The organism is Clostridium moniliforme (genome assembly GCF_017873235.1).
GTDB classification, from domain to species: domain Bacteria; phylum Bacillota; class Clostridia; order Clostridiales; family Clostridiaceae; genus Clostridium; species Clostridium moniliforme.
The window spans coordinates 388,771-407,180 of sequence record NZ_JAGGJZ010000001.1; the positions used below are offsets into that span (position 1 = coordinate 388,771).

Consider the following 18,410-nt stretch of genomic DNA (forward strand, 5'->3'; position numbering starts at 1 on the left):
CTCCTTTCTATAGGTATCTAAAGTTCATATAACCTGCTCCTCTAGGATTAAATTCTCCAACTCCAACCCCTAATGCAAAATAAGCTAACTCTTGAGATTTCTCATCATCTGCTATATTATACGAAACTTTATCTCCTAATAATTTTCTACCTTTATAGTTTATAGCTACTGGTTTTCTATTCTTAAATTCCATAGCTATAAATAATGGAAAGTCTTCTTCTATTTTTTCTCCTGTATAGTTATTATATTTTTTAATTAAATTAGATTTAACTCTATTTTCAAAGTATTCTAAAGAATAATTTCCTCTCCAATAGCCTACTTCGTTCTTTAATATTATTGGAGTTATAGAATATATTTTAGATATATTCTTTTTCTTAATTATTTTTTCATCAACCTTTAAAACTTTTAAATAATTTGTATAGTTTTTAGGAAGTTCTTCTGCTAAATATATTGCTAATTCTTTACTAACGGTTCTTATTTGAAATGTATAAATATTATCTTCTTTATAAACCTTGTCATTTTCTAAAGGATAAAATCCATTAAAGCAATAATTTTTAAAGCAATTTTTTTTGTGTAATTCTAAAAAATTTTCACTTTTACCTAAAACCAAGTCTATTAAAAAACCTTCTTGAGATAATATTTCATTTTCTAATATATTTTTTAATAAATAAACTTTTACCGACAATTCAAAAACTTGCATAAATCCAGCTCCTTTATAATGTTCTATTTATAATTAATTTTTTAATAATATCAATAGTAATAAGTTTTTTTGATATTTCAGTTATCATTTTTCCATCTTTATATTCATTTTTTAGATTTAAACTATATTTATTTTTCATATAATTTCTCCATATTTTCATTCTTTTATTAATAATGATTATATAATAAAATAAATAACATCTCATGTTGCTGTTAATTAATAAACCATTCTTTTATTAATAAATTTAAAAACATAATTATGTTAATGTTTACATTTTTATGTTAAATCTAATTTATTTTAATGTAAATACATATTTAGTTAAATAATCGTTTTAATTATAAACTATTATTTAACATTATCTTTTGTTTATTAAGTTATTGCTTTTTAGATTAATTTTTTTAATTATTTGTTAACTAATAAATTAAATACTTTAATATTATAATATAGAAATTTAAATTTAACTCTTGTTAAAGTTAATCTGTTCCTGGCAAAGAAAATCAAACTTTGCTTTGTATATTTAAATACAACTCTTGTTAAAGTTAATCATAAACAGAGAGAATTTATTGATATATATATAACAGGATTTAAATACAACTCTTGTTAAAGTTAATCTGCCTAAAATTAGACTAGGAAGGTGAGGACATTGTAATTTAAATACAACTCTTGTTAAAGTTAATCAAATTAAACGAAATTTTAAAAAAGACTATAAAAGGATTTAAATACAACTCTTGTTAAAGTTAATCGCTTTAAGAGATTCAGCTAATGAAATAAAAATCACATTTAAATACAACTCTTGTTAAAGTTAATCTTCCTTCAAATTTGCCTGCTTGTAAAGATATTGGCAAATTTAAATACAACTCTTGTTAAAGTTAATCGTATTGAACCTGCTAATTTAAATGTTCCTTCAGCATTTAAATACAACTCTTGTTAAAGTTAATCTTCTATTGGCAATGCTATTCCGTTAGGTAAGACTTTATTTAAATACAACTCTTGTTAAAGTTAATCACAAACTGGAAAGCTATTTGCTCTGGATCTGTAATATTTAAATACAACTCTTGTTAAAGTTAATCTATTAACAATATGAAACTTCCAATAAACTCCGTATATTTAAATACAACTCTTGTTAAAGTTAATCTTCCTATATACATACTAAAAAATTCCAATGTTTCACGATTTAAATACAACTCTTGTTAAAGTTAATCTGCAGCTAATAATGTTGGAGATTGTAGTGGAGGATTATTTAAATACAACTCTTGTTAAAGTTAATCAAGCAAAACATTCAGATTTATTAGCTAGTAAAATATTTAAATACAACTCTTGTTAAAGTTAATCAGTTCTAATTGAGTTGATTTACTATTTTCTTCTAATATTTAAATACAACTCTTGTTAAAGTTAATCTTATTGGCACTGGACAATAGAAGTTTCCACTATTAAATTTAAATACAACTCTTGTTAAAGTTAATCCTCCTTTATTTTTAATTTTCATTTAAAGTATTTCCATATTTAAATACAACTCTTGTTAAAGTTAATCCCCTAAGAACCCTAACTTAATGTTAGATAAGAGTGAATTTAAATACAACTCTTGTTAAAGTTAATCATACAATTTAATGTCATAGCAAAACAACAAAGTATATTTAAATACAACTCTTGTTAAAGTTAATCAAATAATTGTAATAGAAGTTTAATCTTTGTAAAGCATATTTAAATACAACTCTTGTTAAAGTTAATCTAATCAATCCTTCAAAACCCCATTAACCCAAAGAGATTTAAATACAACTCTTGTTAAAGTTAATCATTAACATTAGCATTAATTAAACGCCTTAACTTAAACATTTAAATACAACTCTTGTTAAAGTTAATCAAATGAAAACCCCGCAGAGTTTTCAACGTGGACGTATTTAAATACAACTCTTGTTAAAGTTAATCCTAACTTACTTAAAAAACTATAAGGCATCACTTGTATTTAAATACAACTCTTGTTAAAGTTAATCATTGTTATCTCACCAGGAGCTATTTGCCCAACTTTTATTTAAATACAACTCTTGTTAAAGTTAATCTTAATCGGGGGTATGGGGATTGCTCCCCATAGAAGATTTAAATACAACTCTTGTTAAAGTTAATCTTAAAGCACTTCCAACAATCCCCTTTTTCTTCATTATTTAAATACAACTCTTGTTAAAGTTAATCACTTTTTACAACCTGTTAATGATAATTTTAATTCTTATTTAAATACAACTCTTGTTAAAGTTAATCGGTGACAAATTAGAAGGAAATGGAACATCAAAACTAATTTAAATACAACTCTTGTTAAAGTTAATCATAAATTAAAGGAGTGATTAATATGGCAGTAAAAGAATTTAAATACAACTCTTGTTAAAGTTAATCAATTTTCGCATTGTCTGAAATTCTATATTAATAACAATTTAAATACAACTCTTGTTAAAGTTAATCATAATTCCATTGGTTCTAAATTTCCTATTGGGACTAAATTTAAATACAACTCTTGTTAAAGTTAATCTTTAATTGAAAACTTTTTAAACTATCCATTTCCATAATTTAAATACAACTCTTGTTAAAGTTAATCTGTACTTATAAAATCTTTAGATAATAAGGGCGTGTAATTTAAATACAACTCTTGTTAAAGTTAATCGAAACTGCAAATGCTAGTCCATTGATTCCCCTGGCATTTAAATACAACTCTTGTTAAAGTTAATCTTAGAATTAATTAAACGCCTCAAATTAAGTTTAGCAATTTAAATACAACTCTTGTTAAAGTTAATCAAAAATTTAAAGTTATTTTTTCTCCTATTTTTCCAAATTTAAATACAACTCTTGTTAAAGTTAATCTGCATACAAACTAAGTACACTATAAACGTTCCAAGATTTAAATACAACTCTTGTTAAAGTTAATCTTGTCATTAAATAAATTTTTTCGCCTAATATAAGATTTAAATACAACTCTTGTTAAAGTTAATCGAATATCTGGAACATTAGCAGAAGGCAGAGTATACTAATTTAAATACAACTCTTGTTAAAGTTAATCATCTTATCAATGGTGAATGTAAAAGCTCTATCCTTATTTAAATACAACTCTTGTTAAAGTTAATCAAACATATTAGCTTTAACTACCAATTATAAATGTAAATTTAAATACAACTCTTGTTAAAGTTAATCGTCCTTCTACTGTTAAACGTATTAAGCATATTTTGAGATTTAAATACAACTCTTGTTAAAGTTAATCTTTTAAGGGAGGGATTATTATAGAAGATACATTAATATTTAAATACAACTCTTGTTAAAGTTAATCAGAGTATTGGTTTAATGCTAAACTTATTAATTTTTAATTTAAATACAACTCTTGTTAAAGTTAATCTAAAGCTTTTTCTTTATCTAATTCAGAATTAAATTATTTAAATACAACTCTTGTTAAAGTTAATCAACAGTTGTAGCTCCTGCAATAAAAGAAGTTGCAGAATTTAAATACAACTCTTGTTAAAGTTAATCCTTTTGTATTCCATTTAATATAGAATCTTTACCCTTATTTAAATACAACTCTTGTTAAAGTTAATCTTTAATTTTAGGTGGTGTTGCTTTCCATTATAGGAGAATTTAAATACAACTCTTGTTAAAGTTAATCGGGGAATAACCCCCTCTTAAAATTACTTAGATACATTTAAATACAACTCTTGTTAAAGTTAATCTAGTTCTTGCACTTGGGAATTAGGTTACAATAGTTAATTTAAATACAACTCTTGTTAAAGTTAATCATATAGTTCTAATGCTGCAGATTCAAAAAATTTAATATTTAAATACAACTCTTGTTAAAGTTAATCATATTGTTGTATAAGCATAACCATAAAAGAACTTTGATTTAAATACAACTCTTGTTAAAGTTAATCTCAAAAAAAATATGGTATAATTAAAAAAAATTCTAATTTAAATACAACTCTTGTTAAAGTTAATCTTTAGAATTCCTAGTAAAACCATAAACTATATCTTGATTTAAATACAACTCTTGTTAAAGTTAATCTGGATCACTAAAGAATGTACTTATTAGATTTGTACAATTTAAATACAACTCTTGTTAAAGTTAATCCAAACTGCAAATGCTAGTCCGCTGATCCCATTGGCATTTAAATACAACTCTTGTTAAAGTTAATCTTATCAGTTCAGCCACCTGTTCTTCTGACATTTCAATTTAAATACAACTCTTGTTAAAGTTAATCCTAAAAGTGCTAGTGTTTCTGCACAGAATGTCGTATTTAAATACAACTCTTGTTAAAGTTAATCTCTTTTAAAAAAACTAATAAGTAAACCAATACCATAATTTAAATACAACTCTTGTTAAAGTTAATCCATAGCATTTAAGCCATTCATATATTTTATAATACCTCCAAATCCAACTAAATTCAATATATTCCATAGTTTTATACCAACCAAAAACTAATTTTAAAAATATAAAAATAAATCCCTTATAAATATAGTATTTATAAAGGATTAAACCCATTTCAACAAAATCTTAGGTTGGTAAAACTTAAAGCTATATTTTGATAAGAACTAAAATATAGCTTAATAAAAAAAGCAATTACTAATCAAATTAATTATAATTTATGATTAGTAATTGCAAATACATCTAAACTTTTCTATTTTATTTTTATGCTACTTAACAACAATTTCAGCATCATCTAATTTAATATATTCACCATCTTTTAATGTTACTTTTGTACTCTTTTTAAATTCTTTCTTTGAAATTACACTCTTATCTCTATGAGTACTATCCTTAGTAATTTCTATAGATGCATCATCATTTTTATCCTTTTCTATAGATTTTACTTCATAAGTTCCAGCTTTTATATCTCTTCCAACCTTAAACATACCATCTTTATAAACTTTATCTTTAGGTGTTGTTGAAGGTGCTTTATCTATTGGGAAAATATCTCCATTCTTAACTTCTATATATTCACCTTTTGACAAAGTTACATAGATATTTCCTGAAACACTTTCATCAAAAATTTCATCTTCTTTTTTGCTATCCTTTGTTACTTCAATAGAAGTTTCAGCTTGCTTATTTCTCTTATCTGAAATTATTACATATTCTCCAGCAGGTAAATCCTTTCCTACTTCGTAAAATCCACTTTTATATTCTTCCTTTTGAGTATTTTGTTTATTTTCTTGTTTTTGCTCAGTTTGTTCTGTATTAGATGTAGTTTTATTATCCTTTGATCCACAACCTACTAATAAGCTTGCCCCCATTAATACACTAAGTACTATTAATATAGCTTTCTTTTTCATTAAATTACCTCCTATCAAATATTAATTTTAATATTTAAATATATTTAAATGAAAGTTCTCTTTAATTATCAAGTATACTCTTAGAAAAAACTTTTTCAATTTATATTGTGTTTTGTTATAAATTTTTTTCTAATTTTTATTATTATTCTTTAAAAGAAATATTTTATTATTATACTTAACTATTTATTAATAGTTATATTATAATTAATATTATTTCTCATTTTGATTAAAAACAATTAATTCATTATAAATTATAAAGTAAAGTTCATGATTGAATTTTTTATACAACAATATAATAAAAGACCCTAAATAAATTCTTTTAAACCTAAAATCTATTTATGGTCTTAAAATTTATACTATTTTTATAGTCTAAGAAAATTTTTCATTAATTCTCTCTGTTAAAATTTTATATTTAAAAAATATACATTAATATTTTTTACAAATGTTTTTATTTAACATTAAATATTTCTATGATGTGTAATTTCTATCTTATAAAATAATTTTTATTATTTTGCTTTGTAGTAAGTGTGTAATAATTCATGGGCTATATCGCCATTTGGCTCTATTAATAATTCTTTATAAACTTTTTTAATAGAAGGATTTTCATGGGACTTTCTAATAGTTTTATTTTCATCTTCTGCATATAATCCTGCCATTCTTTTTTTAATCATATTAACATCTGCTTTATTAAAAGGTTGACCACCACCATTTATACATCCACCAGGACATGCCATAACTTCTACAAAATCATATTTAGATCTTCCAGATTTTATTTCATCCATTATTTTTTTAGCATTTCCAAGAGAACTAACTGTTGCAATATTTATTTCTTGTCTACCTATTTTTATAGAACCCTCCTTAATTCCTTTAAAGCCTCTTACATCTTTAAAATCCACCTTTTCTAAAGTTTCTCCTGTAATTATTTCAGAAGCTGTTCTAAGTGCTGCTTCCATAACTCCACCTGTTGTTCCAAATATAACTCCAGCACCACTTGATTCTCCGAGAGGATTATCAAATTCATCATCTTTTAAATTTTTTATATTAATTCCAGCCTCATTTATCATTTTTATAAATTCCCTAGTTGTAATAACTACATCAACATTTTTAACTCCATCATTAGTCATTTCTTCCCTGTTTGCTTCATATTTTTTTGCAACACATGGCATTATAGAAACTACAACTATATCTTCTTCTTTAATATTTAATTTTTTGCTTAAATATCTTTTAGCTATACTTCCAAACATTTGCTGAGGAGATTTACAAGAAGATAAATGATTTATTAATTCTGGATATTTACTTTCTACAAAATTTACCCAAGCCGCACAACAACTTGTTAACATAGGTAGATTTTTCTTTTCTTCAAATCTTTCTATAAACTCATTAGTTTCTTCCATAATAGTTAAGTCTGCCCCAAAATTTGTATCATAAATAGCATCAAAGCCTAATAATCTTAAAGCTGCTACCATCTTTTTAGTAATACTTTCTCCAACTTCAAAACCAAAGGCTTCTCCTAATGCAACTCTTACTGCTGGAGCTGTTTGAACTATAACATATTTATTTTTATCTTCTAAAATACTCCATAGCTTATCATAACTTCTCGCTTCTCTTAAAGCACCTGTTGGACAAACTGCTACACACTGTCCACAATAAGTACAATCTGTTTCTACTAAAGGTTTATTAAAAAATGTAGATATTACAGTATTAAAACCTCTATTAATAGGTGTTAATACATTAACCTTTTGAACTTCATTACACATAGTAACGCATCTTCTACATAAAATACATTTATCCATTTCTCTTACAATTACATTTGAAGAATTATCTATTTCATATTGTGACATTTCACCTTCATATTTATTATTTATAATTCCTAATTTTTTTGCTAAATCTTGAAGCTCACAGTTACCATTTTTATCACATTTTAAGCAATCCTTTGGGTGATCTGATAATAAAAGCTGAACTATTGTTCTTCTAGCTTCAATAACTCTTCTTGTATGTGTATTTATAACCATTCCATCATTTGCTTTAACTGAACAAGATGGAATTAATTTACCTCTTCCTTCCTGTTCAACTAAGCATACTCTACATGTTCCCTTACAATTTCTTGTATTGTCAGTTCCCATATACATATTACATAAAGTTGGTATTTCTATATTTATTTTTTTAGCTGCATCTAATATAGAAGTCCCTTGTTCTACTTCTACCTTTTGTCCATCTATAGTTAAATTAATTGTATTCATATCTCTCACCTCTTTATTCAATTACTATTGCTTTTACTGGACATGAGTTATAGCAAGTGCCACATTTTATACACTTATCTAAATCTATAATATGCTTTTCCTTAACTTTTCCTGTAATACAACTAACTGGACAATTTCTAGCACATTTTGTACATCCTATACATTTATCAGTTATTTTGTAAGTTAAAAGATCTTTACAAACTCCTGCTGGACACTTTTTATCTTTTATATGTGCTTCATATTCATCTCTAAAATATTGAATTGTACTTAAAACAGGATTTGGTGCTGAAACTCCAAGTCCACAAAGAGATGTATCTCTAATTACATTACAAAGTTCTTCCATATTTATTAGGTCTTCTTCCTTTGTTTTTCCTTCAGTTATTTTATTTAATAACTCTAAAAGTCTTTTATTACCTATTCTACATGGAGTGCATTTTCCACAAGATTCATCTACTGTAAAACCTAAATAAAACTTAGCAACATCAACCATACAGTTATTTTCATCTAGTACAATCATACCTCCTGATCCCATCATAGAACCAATCTCTGTTAAAGTATCATATTCAATAGGGATGTCTATAAGAGATTCTGGTATACATCCTCCAGATGGTCCTCCTGTTTGAACAGCCTTTAATTTTTTATCATATTTTATTCCTCCACCTACATCATAAATAATATCTGTTAGTGGTATTCCCATAGGAACTTCAACTAATCCAACATTATTAATTTTTCCTGCAAGTGCAAATACTTTAGTACCTGAAGATCTTTCTGTTCCAATAGAACTATACCATGAAGCACCCTTATTAATAATTGAAGGAATATTAGCAAAGGTTTCAACATTATTTACACAAGTTGGTCTTTTCCATAATCCTTTTTCTGAAGTACGTGGTGGTTTCATAGTTGGCTCTCCTCTTAATCCTTCAATTGAATGAATAAGTGCTGTTGCTTCACCACATACAAAGGCTCCTGCTCCATATTTTATTTCTATATCAAAATCAAAACCTGTATTTAATATATTTTTACCTAATAATCCAGCCTCTTTAGCTTGATCAATTGCTATTTTTAATCTTTTAACTGCTAATGGATATTCAGCTCTTATGTAAATAAATCCTTTATTAGATCCAGTTGCATATCCACAAATCTCCATAGCTTCTAATACACTATGTGGATCTCCTTCTAATATAGCTCTATCCATAAAAGCTCCAGGGTCTCCTTCATCAGCATTACATATAACATATTTAATATTACCTTTAGCTCGAAGTGCTGTATTCCACTTTCTACCTGTTGGGAATCCTCCACCGCCTCTTCCTCTTAGTCCTGATTTTGTAATTTCTTCTACAACTTCTTCTCTTGTCATTTCTGTTAATACTTTTCCAATTGCTTTATATCCGCCAGCTCCTAATGTTTCAGTAAAATCTTCTGGATCAATAATTCCACAATTTTTCAAAGCAATTTTTACTTGTTTTTTATAAAATGGAATTTCATTTTTCTTTTGAATTCTTTCATTTGTTTTTGGATTTTCATACAAAAGTCTTTCTACAATTGTTCCATTTAATAAATGTTTATCTACAATTTCTTTGGCATCATCTTTGGATACCTTTACATAAAATACATTATCTGGCACTATTTCAATAACTGGACCTTCTGAACAAAATCCAAAACATCCTGTCATTATAATCTTTACTTTATCTGCTATTTGATTCTTTCTGAGTTCTTCTTCTAATGCATCCTTTATTCCATAAGAATGAGCAGATTTACAGCCTGGTCCTCCACAAATTAATATTTGTCTTTCTTTTATTGTATTTAAATCTTTAATATCTTCATTACAATACCTTAAATCTATAATATCTTTATATTTTTTATTAATTTCTAATAATTCCTCATAATTTTTTATTTTATTCATCTCTAATTATCACTCCTTAAATTCATTTAAGATTTCATCAACTTGAGATTTTTTAAAATAACCATAAACTTTATCATTAACTAAAACTACTGGTGCTATTGAACATGCACCTACACATCTTAAAACATCTAAGGTATAAAGGTTGTCTTTAGTTGTTTCCCCTTCTTTTATTCCTAATTTATTTTTAAATTCTTCAAGAATTTCTCCAGATCCTCTTACAAAACATGCTGTTCCTGTACAAACACTAATTACATATTTTCCTTTTGGTTCTGTTGTAAAATAAGAATAAAAAGTTACAACTCCATATACTTTAGATTCTGGTATTTCTAATTTTTTTGCAATAAATTTTTGTACATCTTCACTTAAGTATCCATAAATTTGTTGAGCTTTATGTAAAACTGAAATTAATAATGATTCTTTAAATTCTTCATTTTGAGCTTCTATAAATTCATTTAATTCCTTAAACTTTACACAATCACTACAGTTTGTACACACATACATTCCCTTCCTTCTTAATTGTTTCTTAATCAAACTTTTTAAAGTAAAAATTATTAAATATTAATTTAAATCTTTTTTAAATTTTATTAATGTGCAATAAATATTTCCCCTAAAAAAACTAAATTTTAACTTCTACAACTAAATTATAACACCTTTTGAATTTTTGTTAATTTGCATGATTTACTTTTATTATCTATCATTTTTCGAAATATTCTATTTATTATATCATAGTGCTAAAAGGCGTTATTTTTTTAACATATATTAGTATGTTTAAAGTGTATAACAATGATAATTATTTTTTCAAAATCTGTTTCAATTAATAATTTCACATATATTATTGTATTTATAATGAAATATTATTTTAATAAAATTTCATTTAATTTATAACATTTTAATTAATCCCTTATAAATCATTGTGTTTTTTTTATCACATTTTTGTTAACTGAAATTTTACAATTTAAAATATAAATTTTATTATTTTAATACTTCATAAAGTATATTTTTCTAAAATTTAAATAAAATAAAAACGTATAAAATCACTTTAGATAAAAATGATTTTATACGTTTTATATTTATTTCTATGTTTTTAACTGTTGTTGGTTTTACATAGATTTTTAAGGACAATAATCAACTAAAACTTATCCTTATTTATATTTTTATTTGGCTATTCCAATATCTTTTCTATAATAAGATCCTTCAAAATTAACTTTAGAAATATTTTCATAAGCTTTAGCCCTAGCTTCTTCTAAAGTTTTTCCCTTTCCTATAACTGATAAAACTCTTCCACCACTAGTTATAAGGTCTCCATCTTTTAAAGTTGCACCAGCTATAAATATATTTTCCTTTATATCTTCATCAATATTTATCTTATATCCTTTTTCATAGCTACTTGGATATCCCTTTGATGCCATTACAACATTTATGCAAAATCCATCTTCAAATTCTACTTTCATATCCTTTAAATTTCCATCTAAAGCTCCACAAATAAGTTCTAATAAATCACTATTCATAAGGGATAATACTGATTGAGTTTCAGGATCACCCATTCTTACATTATATTCAAGAAGTTTAGTTCCTTCTTCAGTTATCATTATTCCAAAGAAAATTATTCCCTTAAAATCAAATCCTTCTTTTTTAATTCCAGCTAATGTTTTATCCATTATGTTATTTTTAAAATCCTCTAAAACTTCCTCTGTAACATAAGGATTAGGAGATACAACTCCCATACCACCAGTATTTGGTCCTTTATTATCATCAAATATTTGTTTATGATCCTTTGCTGAAAGAAATGGAATTATTGTATTTCCATCTGTAATTGAAAGTATTGAAGCTTCAATACCTTTTAAAAATTCTTCAATTACAATCTTTTTACCAGCACCATTAAATACATCTTCTACCATAAAGGAATCTACTGCTTTAAAGGCTTCTTCTTTATTTTCGCATATTACTACACCTTTACCTGCTGCAAGTCCATCTGCCTTTATAACTGTTGGATATTTACAATCCTTTAAATATTCTTTAGCCTTTTTTTCATCATAAAACACTTCATATTCAGCAGTTTTCACTCCATACTTTTTCATAAAGTCTTTAGAAAAACTTTTACTTCCCTCTAATTTTGCCCCTTCCTTTGAAGGTCCAAATATTTTAAGTCCTTCTTCTTGAAATCTATTTACAATTCCTTTTATTAAAGGTTCTTCTGGTCCAACTATTGTTAAATCTATATTTTTCTCTTTTGAAAACTTTACTAATTCTTCTATATCAGTAATATTTATATTTTCACATTTAATACAAGTTGCAGTTCCTCCATTACCTGGTGCTACATATATCTTATCAACTTTATTACTTTTTCCTATTTTCCATGCTAAAGCGTGTTCTCTTCCACCTGAGCCTATTAAAAGTATTTTCATAAACTATCCATCTCCCTTAACCTACAATGGACAATTTAAGAATATACTCTATAAATTGTCCATTATTAATTAGAATTTATAATTTTTCTTAGTGTTTAAAATGTCTAACTCCTGTAAATACCATACTTATTCCATGCTCATTACAAGCTTCTATTGATTCTTCATCTCTTATGGAACCACCTGGCTGTATTATAGCTTTTATTCCATATTTTGCAGCTTCATCAACACAGTCTCTAAATGGGAAGAAAGCATCTGATGCTAGAACTGTTGCCCCTTTTCCTCTTTCTAAAGCTTCAGTTGTTGCCCATATTCTATTAACTTGTCCTCCGCCTATTCCAAGAGCAACACCATCTTTAGCTACTACTATTGCATTAGATTTTACATACTTACAAACCTTCATTGCAAATATTAAATCTTCCATTTCTTTATTAGTTGGAGATTTTTCTGTTACAACTTTTGTTTCTTCTAAAAGTTTTCTATCCTCTTCTTGAACTAATATTCCTCCATCAACTGAAACCATGCACATTTTTCCCTTTGGAGCTACTTTACACTCTAATACTCTTAAATTCTTTTTAGTTTTTAAAACTTCTAAAGCCTCTTCATCATATTCTGGTGCAATTATAACTTCTAAAAAGATTTTCTTCATTTCCTCTGCTGTTTCTTTATCTATTTTTCTATTAATTGCAACTATTCCTCCAAATATTGATACTGGATCTGCATCATGAGCTTTTTTATAAACTTCAAAAACTGATTCTCCAACTGCAACTCCACATGGAGTATTATGTTTTAATGCACAACAAGCTGTTTCTTCAAATTCATTACAAACCTTCCATGCAATATCTACATCTTTTATGTTGTTATAAGATAAAGCTTTTCCATTTAATATTTTAAAACTATTCATTGCACCTTTAAATTCATTTGAACTATAATAAGCTGCACTTTGAGTTGGATTTTCTCCATATCTTAAATCCTGTACCTTACTATAAGATAATGAAAGATATTCTGGATATTCTTCATTTAATAAGAAGTTTGAAATTGCAGCATCATAAGAACTCATTAAATTAAACACTTTTCTTGCTAATGTTTTTCTAGATTTATAAGAAACTTCATTATTTTCTTGTATTTCTTTCATTACAGTTTTATAATCTTCTTTATCTGAAATAACTACAACATCCTTAAAGTTTTTAGCTGCAGCTCTTAGCATTGTAGGTCCACCTATATCAATAAATTCTATCTTTTCATCAAAACTTATATCTTCATGAACCTTTTGAAAGAATGGATATAAATTAACTACAACATAATCAATTGTATTAATTTTTCTTTCTTGTAATGTACTCATATGTTCTGCATTATCTCTAATTGCTAATATTCCAGCATGAATAGCTGGGTGAAGAGTTTTAACTCTTCCATCTAACATTTCAGGAAAATCAGTTACATCATTTACTTCAATTACAGGTATTCCATTTTCTTTTAAATGTCTATATGTTCCTCCTGTTGATATAATTTCAACATCTCTATCACTTAAAAATTTTGCAAATTCTAGTACTCCTTCTTTATCAAATACACTAATTAAAGCTCTCTTTTTCATAAAAGTACCTCCCTATTTTAAAATATTCACTCTACCACTTTTAATTTCAATTTTTCCTTCGCTTATATATTTAATAGCAAGAGGAAGAATTTTATGTTCTTCTTTTAATATTCTCTTTTGAAGAACTTCTGCTGTATCCTCAAAATATACTGGAACAGCTTTTTGAATAATTATTTCTCCACCATCTACTTCATCATTTACAAAGTGAACTGTACACCCTGATACTTTAACTCCTTTTTTTATTGCAGCCTTATGTACATTAAGTCCATACATTTTTTCTCCACAAAAGGATGGTATTAAAGATGGATGGATATTTATAATTTTATTTTTATATTCTTTTAAAATATTTCCTTCTAATATAGAAAGATAACCAGCAAGAACTATTAAATCTATATTTCTTTCTTTTGCAAGTTTTAAAATTTTATCAGAGGTATCATTTCCATAGTCTTTTCTTGAAACTACAAAAGTTTCTATCCCCTTTTCTTTGCCTCTCTCTAATGCATAAATTCCCTCTTTACTTCCAATTATCATCTCTATAGTGCAATTTAAAAATCCATTTTCTATATTATCTATTATTGATTGAAGATTACTTCCACCACCTGATGCAAGTACTGCTATCTTAAACAAACTCCTTCACCTCCAGAAGTAACAAAACCTATTTCATATGCTACCTCTCCCATTTCTAGGAGTTCCCTTAAAATATTTTCTACATCCTCTTCTTTAACACATAATACAAACCCTATTCCCATGTTAAAAGTGTTATACATATGATCTTTATCTACTCCAAGTTCTATCATCTTTTCAAATATTTCTGGAAGTGGATAACTATCTTTATTTATAACTGCTGTTAAACCTTCTTTACTAAACATTCTTGGAACATTTTCTATAAATCCTCCACCTGTTATATGAGACATACCCTTTATCTCATATTTCTCTAATAGTTTAAGTACAGGTTTTACATATATTTTTGTTGGGATTAATAATGTTTCCCATATAGGTTTACCAAAATATTCTTCATCTAAATCTTTAAATAATTTTCTAACTAAAGAATATCCATTTGAATGTATACCTGAGGATTTAATTCCAATTAATTTATCTCCTGGTATTATATCTTTTCCATTTATAATTTTATCTTTATCAACTATTCCTACTGCAAATCCTGCTATGTCATAGTCTCCTTCTTTATAAAATCCTGGCATTTCAGCTGTTTCTCCACCAATTAATGAACAGTTTGACTGTATACATCCATCTGCTACCCCTTTAACTAAACTTGCTGAAACATTAGCTTCTAACTTACCACAAGCTATATAATCTAGAAAAAATAAAGGCTTTGCACCATGGCATAAAATATCATTTACACACATAGCAACACAATCAATTCCTACGGTATCATATTTTTTCTTTTTGCAAGCTATATCAATTTTTGTTCCAACTCCATCTGTTCCAGATACTAATACTGGAGTTTTATATCCTGATGGAAGTTCAACCATTCCAGCAAAGGATCCAAGTCCGTTTAAAACATATTCTCCCATTGTTTTTTTTGCATATTCTTTAATAAGCTTAACTGATTTATATCCTTCTTCAATATTTACTCCACTATCTTTGTAAGTTATCATTTATAAAACCCTACCTTTCAAGATTATCATCTAAAGATTCCATTGGAGCTGAAACTGGATATATTCCATTAAAGCATCCAACACATAATTTTTTTCTTCCGCTACAACTTTTATATACACCATCTAATGTTAAGTAACCTAAATAATCACATCCTATAATATCTTTTATTTCTTCTAAAGTATTATTTGCAGCAATTAAATCTTTTCTATAAGGTGTATCTATTCCAAAGTAACATGGATATTTAACCATAGGTGATGCAACTAAAAAGTAAACTTCTGAAGCTCCAGCCCTTCTTAAAGATTCAACTAAATGTTTTGATGTTGTCCCTCTAACTATTGAATCATCTATTAATATAACTTTTTTTCCTTCTATATTTTTCTTTAATGGATTAAGTTTTACAGCAACTGCTCTTTCTCTCATTTCTTGAGAAGGTGTTATAAAAGTTCTTCCAACATATCTATTTTTTATAAATCCTGTATCATAAGGTATTCCAGATGCCCTTGCATATCCCATAGCTGCTGGTATTCCAGAGTCTGGTACTGCAATTACTATATCTGCTTTAAGAGGATGTTCTTTAAATAATTCTTCCCCTTGCTTTACTCTAGTATTATGAACATCTAGTCCATCAATTACTGAATCAGGTCTTGCAAAGTATATATACTCAAAGGAACAGGTTTGGCATACTGTATTTTCTGAATATCTATAGCTTTTAATTCCGTCTTCATCAATTACAACTATTTCTCCTGGCTTTACATCCCTTACAAGTTCAACTCCAACAGTATCTAATGCACAACTTTCAGAAGATAATACATAACCATCTTCAAACTTTCCAATACAAAGAGGTCTTATTCCATGAGGATCTCTAACTCCTATAAGTTTGTTATTTGTCATTATTACCATTGCAAAAGAACCTCTAACTGCTGATATTGCATCTATTACTGCTCTTTCAATTCCTCTTTTTGCTCCCCTTGCAATAAGACTAGTTATAACTTCTGAATCTACAGTTGTGTGAAAAACATATCCACTTTCCTCTAATAAATCCCTTATAACATCACCATTTACTAAGTTGCCATTATGAGCTGTTGCTATAGGTCCAAGCTTTGTTCTACTTAAAAGAGGCTGTGCATTTTCAATTGTTTTAGAACCAGCAGTGGAATATCTAACATGTCCAATTGAAATATGACCATTAGCTTTTTCTAAAGATTTTAAATCTTCTTTTGTAAATGCTTCAGTTATAATTCCAAGTCCTTTATGAACTTTTATTTCTTCTCCATTTGCTACTGCAATACCTGTACTTTCTTGACCCCTATGTTGAAGAGCATATAATCCATAATAAGTAAGTTCTGCAACATTTATTTTATTATTTGAATATACGCCAAATACTCCACATTCATCTTTAAACTTATCATTTTCTGGATCTATAATATTAATTTTTGAATTAATCATAAGCCATACCTCTCTTTAAAATTAATTTTACCCTTTAATTCTCTTTAATATTTCTTCATAAGCTTCTTCCACATTTCCCATATCTCTTCTAAATCTATCTTTATCAAGTTTTTCTCCTGTTTTGGCATCCCAAAATCTACATGTATCTGGAGATATTTCATCTGCAAGTAATATTTCTCCATTTTCATCTTTTCCAAACTCTATTTTAAAATCAATTAAATTAATGTTTTGTTTCTTAAAAAATTCTTTTAATAAATTATTTATTTTATCTGTCATAGAATAAATTTCTTTTAATTCTTCAAAAGTTGTAGCTCCAATTGCTACTGCATGATAATCATTTATAAGTGGATCTCCAAGTTCATCATCTTTATAAGATAATTCAAAAACTGTAGTATTTAACTTTGTTCCTTCTTTAAGTCCAAGTCTCTTTGCCATACTTCCCGCTGCAACATTTCTAACTATAACTTCAAGGGGAACTATTGAAACCTTTTTACAAAGCTGATCTCTATCATTTAACTTTTTAATAAAGTGTGTTTTTATTCCTTCTTTGTTTAGCATTTCAAAAATCATAGATGTTATAGCGTTATTTAAAACTCCTTTATTATCTATTTGAGCCTTCTTTTCTCCATTAAAAGCTGTTGCATCATCTTTATAATGAACTATTACCTCATTTTTATTATCTGTAGCAAATACTTGCTTTGCCTTTCCTTCATATAACATTTCAAGTTTTTTAGTCATTATAATTCCACTCCTTCTTTATTTTCTTCTATAAATCTTTTTTTCATTCTTTCTCTAAAATCAATTAAATCTTTCTTTATTTCTGGATATTTTAATGAAAGCATCTCAATTGCAAGAATTCCTGCATTATAACTATTATTTATTCCAACAGTTGCAACTGGTATTGATTTTGGCATTTGTACTATTGAAAGTAATGCATCCATACCTTCAACTGCTGCCCTTATAGGAACTCCAATAACTGGCATAGTTGTATGACTTGCTATTACTCCTGGAAGATGTGCTGCAAGTCCAGCCCCTGCAATAATTACTTCACAACCTTCATTTTCAACTTCCTTTATAGTTTCCACAAGTTTTTCTGGAACTCTATGGGCTGAAAGTACATATGCCTTATACTCAATATTAAATTCTTTTAAAGCATTAGAAGCTCCCTTCATAATTTCAATATCTGATTTACTTCCAAAAAATATTGCTACTTTCATTT

13 protein-coding genes and 1 CRISPR repeat array are annotated in these 18,410 nt (G+C 26.8%); all 13 genes read right to left on the minus strand.

The features are described 5' to 3' along the window. Positions 1-7 precede the first annotated feature (7 nt). The gene (cas6, locus tag J2Z53_RS01855; protein WP_209795523.1) at positions 8-700 is read right to left on the minus strand and encodes a CRISPR-associated endoribonuclease Cas6; all 693 of its coding nucleotides are present in this window, start codon (positions 698-700) and stop codon (positions 8-10) included. Positions 701-713: 13 nt separating this feature from the next. Beyond that, positions 714-839, minus strand: a complete 126-nt coding sequence (locus J2Z53_RS12895) for a hypothetical protein (protein WP_268835739.1) — start codon at positions 837-839, stop codon at positions 714-716. 310 nt (positions 840-1,149) lie between these two features. Next, positions 1,150-5,056: a CRISPR direct-repeat array (repeat unit 30 nt; unit sequence ATTTAAATACAACTCTTGTTAAAGTTAATC). A gap of 303 nt (positions 5,057-5,359) precedes the next feature. Continuing rightward, positions 5,360-5,992, minus strand: coding sequence for a hypothetical protein (locus J2Z53_RS01860; protein WP_209795524.1), 633 nt, complete (start codon positions 5,990-5,992; stop codon positions 5,360-5,362). 506 nt (positions 5,993-6,498) lie between these two features. Beyond that, complete coding sequence (locus J2Z53_RS01865; protein ID WP_209795525.1) at positions 6,499-8,232, minus strand: NADH-dependent [FeFe] hydrogenase, group A6; 1,734 nt, start codon at positions 8,230-8,232, stop codon at positions 6,499-6,501. A 13-nt stretch (positions 8,233-8,245) separates the two neighbouring features. Beyond that, positions 8,246-10,135 carry an NADH-ubiquinone oxidoreductase-F iron-sulfur binding region domain-containing protein gene (locus J2Z53_RS01870; RefSeq protein WP_209795526.1) on the minus strand — a complete coding sequence of 630 codons (1,890 nt, stop codon included), beginning with the start codon at positions 10,133-10,135 and terminating at the stop codon, positions 8,246-8,248. 9 nt (positions 10,136-10,144) lie between these two features. Further along, positions 10,145-10,630, minus strand: coding sequence for an NADH-quinone oxidoreductase subunit NuoE family protein (locus tag J2Z53_RS01875; RefSeq protein ID WP_407927650.1), 486 nt, complete (start codon positions 10,628-10,630; stop codon positions 10,145-10,147). 659 nt (positions 10,631-11,289) lie between these two features. Next, the gene (gene purD, locus J2Z53_RS01880) at positions 11,290-12,540 is read right to left on the minus strand and encodes a phosphoribosylamine--glycine ligase (protein ID WP_209795528.1); all 1,251 of its coding nucleotides are present in this window, start codon (positions 12,538-12,540) and stop codon (positions 11,290-11,292) included. Between the two features lie 88 nt (positions 12,541-12,628). Continuing rightward, positions 12,629-14,128 (minus strand): bifunctional phosphoribosylaminoimidazolecarboxamide formyltransferase/IMP cyclohydrolase, encoded by a 1,500-nt coding sequence (purH, locus tag J2Z53_RS01885; protein WP_209795529.1) that lies wholly within the window; start codon positions 14,126-14,128, stop codon positions 12,629-12,631. Positions 14,129-14,140: 12 nt separating this feature from the next. Beyond that, on the minus strand, positions 14,141-14,755 hold the full coding sequence (purN, locus tag J2Z53_RS01890) for a phosphoribosylglycinamide formyltransferase (protein WP_209795530.1): 615 nt from the start codon (positions 14,753-14,755) through the stop codon (positions 14,141-14,143). Then, positions 14,743-15,744, minus strand: a complete 1,002-nt coding sequence (gene purM / locus J2Z53_RS01895; RefSeq protein ID WP_209795531.1) for a phosphoribosylformylglycinamidine cyclo-ligase — start codon at positions 15,742-15,744, stop codon at positions 14,743-14,745. The genes purN and purM overlap by 13 nt, the downstream gene beginning before the upstream one ends. A 10-nt stretch (positions 15,745-15,754) precedes the next feature. After that, the gene (gene purF / locus J2Z53_RS01900) at positions 15,755-17,191 is read right to left on the minus strand and encodes an amidophosphoribosyltransferase (RefSeq protein WP_209795532.1); all 1,437 of its coding nucleotides are present in this window, start codon (positions 17,189-17,191) and stop codon (positions 15,755-15,757) included. A gap of 27 nt (positions 17,192-17,218) precedes the next feature. Further along, positions 17,219-17,929 carry a phosphoribosylaminoimidazolesuccinocarboxamide synthase gene (gene purC, locus J2Z53_RS01905; RefSeq protein WP_209795533.1) on the minus strand — a complete coding sequence of 237 codons (711 nt, stop codon included), beginning with the start codon at positions 17,927-17,929 and terminating at the stop codon, positions 17,219-17,221. Continuing rightward, positions 17,929-18,408 carry a 5-(carboxyamino)imidazole ribonucleotide mutase gene (gene purE / locus J2Z53_RS01910; RefSeq protein WP_209795534.1) on the minus strand — a complete coding sequence of 160 codons (480 nt, stop codon included), beginning with the start codon at positions 18,406-18,408 and terminating at the stop codon, positions 17,929-17,931. Before purE ends, purC begins: the two co-directional genes overlap by 1 nt. Positions 18,409-18,410 lie beyond the last annotated feature (2 nt).

Excerpts from the sequence above, each read along its gene's own strand:
- cas6 (WP_209795523.1), bottom strand. The coding sequence starts at position 700 with ATGCAAGTTTTTGAATTGTCGGTAAAAGTTTATTTATTAAAAAATATA.
- J2Z53_RS12895 (WP_268835739.1), bottom strand. The coding sequence starts at position 839 with ATGAAAAATAAATATAGTTTAAATCTAAAAAATGAATATAAAGATGGA.
- J2Z53_RS01860 (WP_209795524.1), bottom strand. The coding sequence starts at position 5,992 with ATGAAAAAGAAAGCTATATTAATAGTACTTAGTGTATTAATGGGGGCA.
- J2Z53_RS01865 (WP_209795525.1), bottom strand. The coding sequence starts at position 8,232 with ATGAATACAATTAATTTAACTATAGATGGACAAAAGGTAGAAGTAGAA.
- J2Z53_RS01870 (WP_209795526.1), bottom strand. The coding sequence starts at position 10,135 with ATGAATAAAATAAAAAATTATGAGGAATTATTAGAAATTAATAAAAAA.
- purD (WP_209795528.1), bottom strand. The coding sequence starts at position 12,540 with ATGAAAATACTTTTAATAGGCTCAGGTGGAAGAGAACACGCTTTAGCA.
- purH (WP_209795529.1), bottom strand. The coding sequence starts at position 14,128 with ATGAAAAAGAGAGCTTTAATTAGTGTATTTGATAAAGAAGGAGTACTA.
- purM (WP_209795531.1), bottom strand. The coding sequence starts at position 15,744 with ATGATAACTTACAAAGATAGTGGAGTAAATATTGAAGAAGGATATAAA.
- purF (WP_209795532.1), bottom strand. The coding sequence starts at position 17,191 with ATGATTAATTCAAAAATTAATATTATAGATCCAGAAAATGATAAGTTT.
- purC (WP_209795533.1), bottom strand. The coding sequence starts at position 17,929 with ATGACTAAAAAACTTGAAATGTTATATGAAGGAAAGGCAAAGCAAGTA.
- purE (WP_209795534.1), bottom strand. The coding sequence starts at position 18,408 with ATGAAAGTAGCAATATTTTTTGGAAGTAAATCAGATATTGAAATTATG.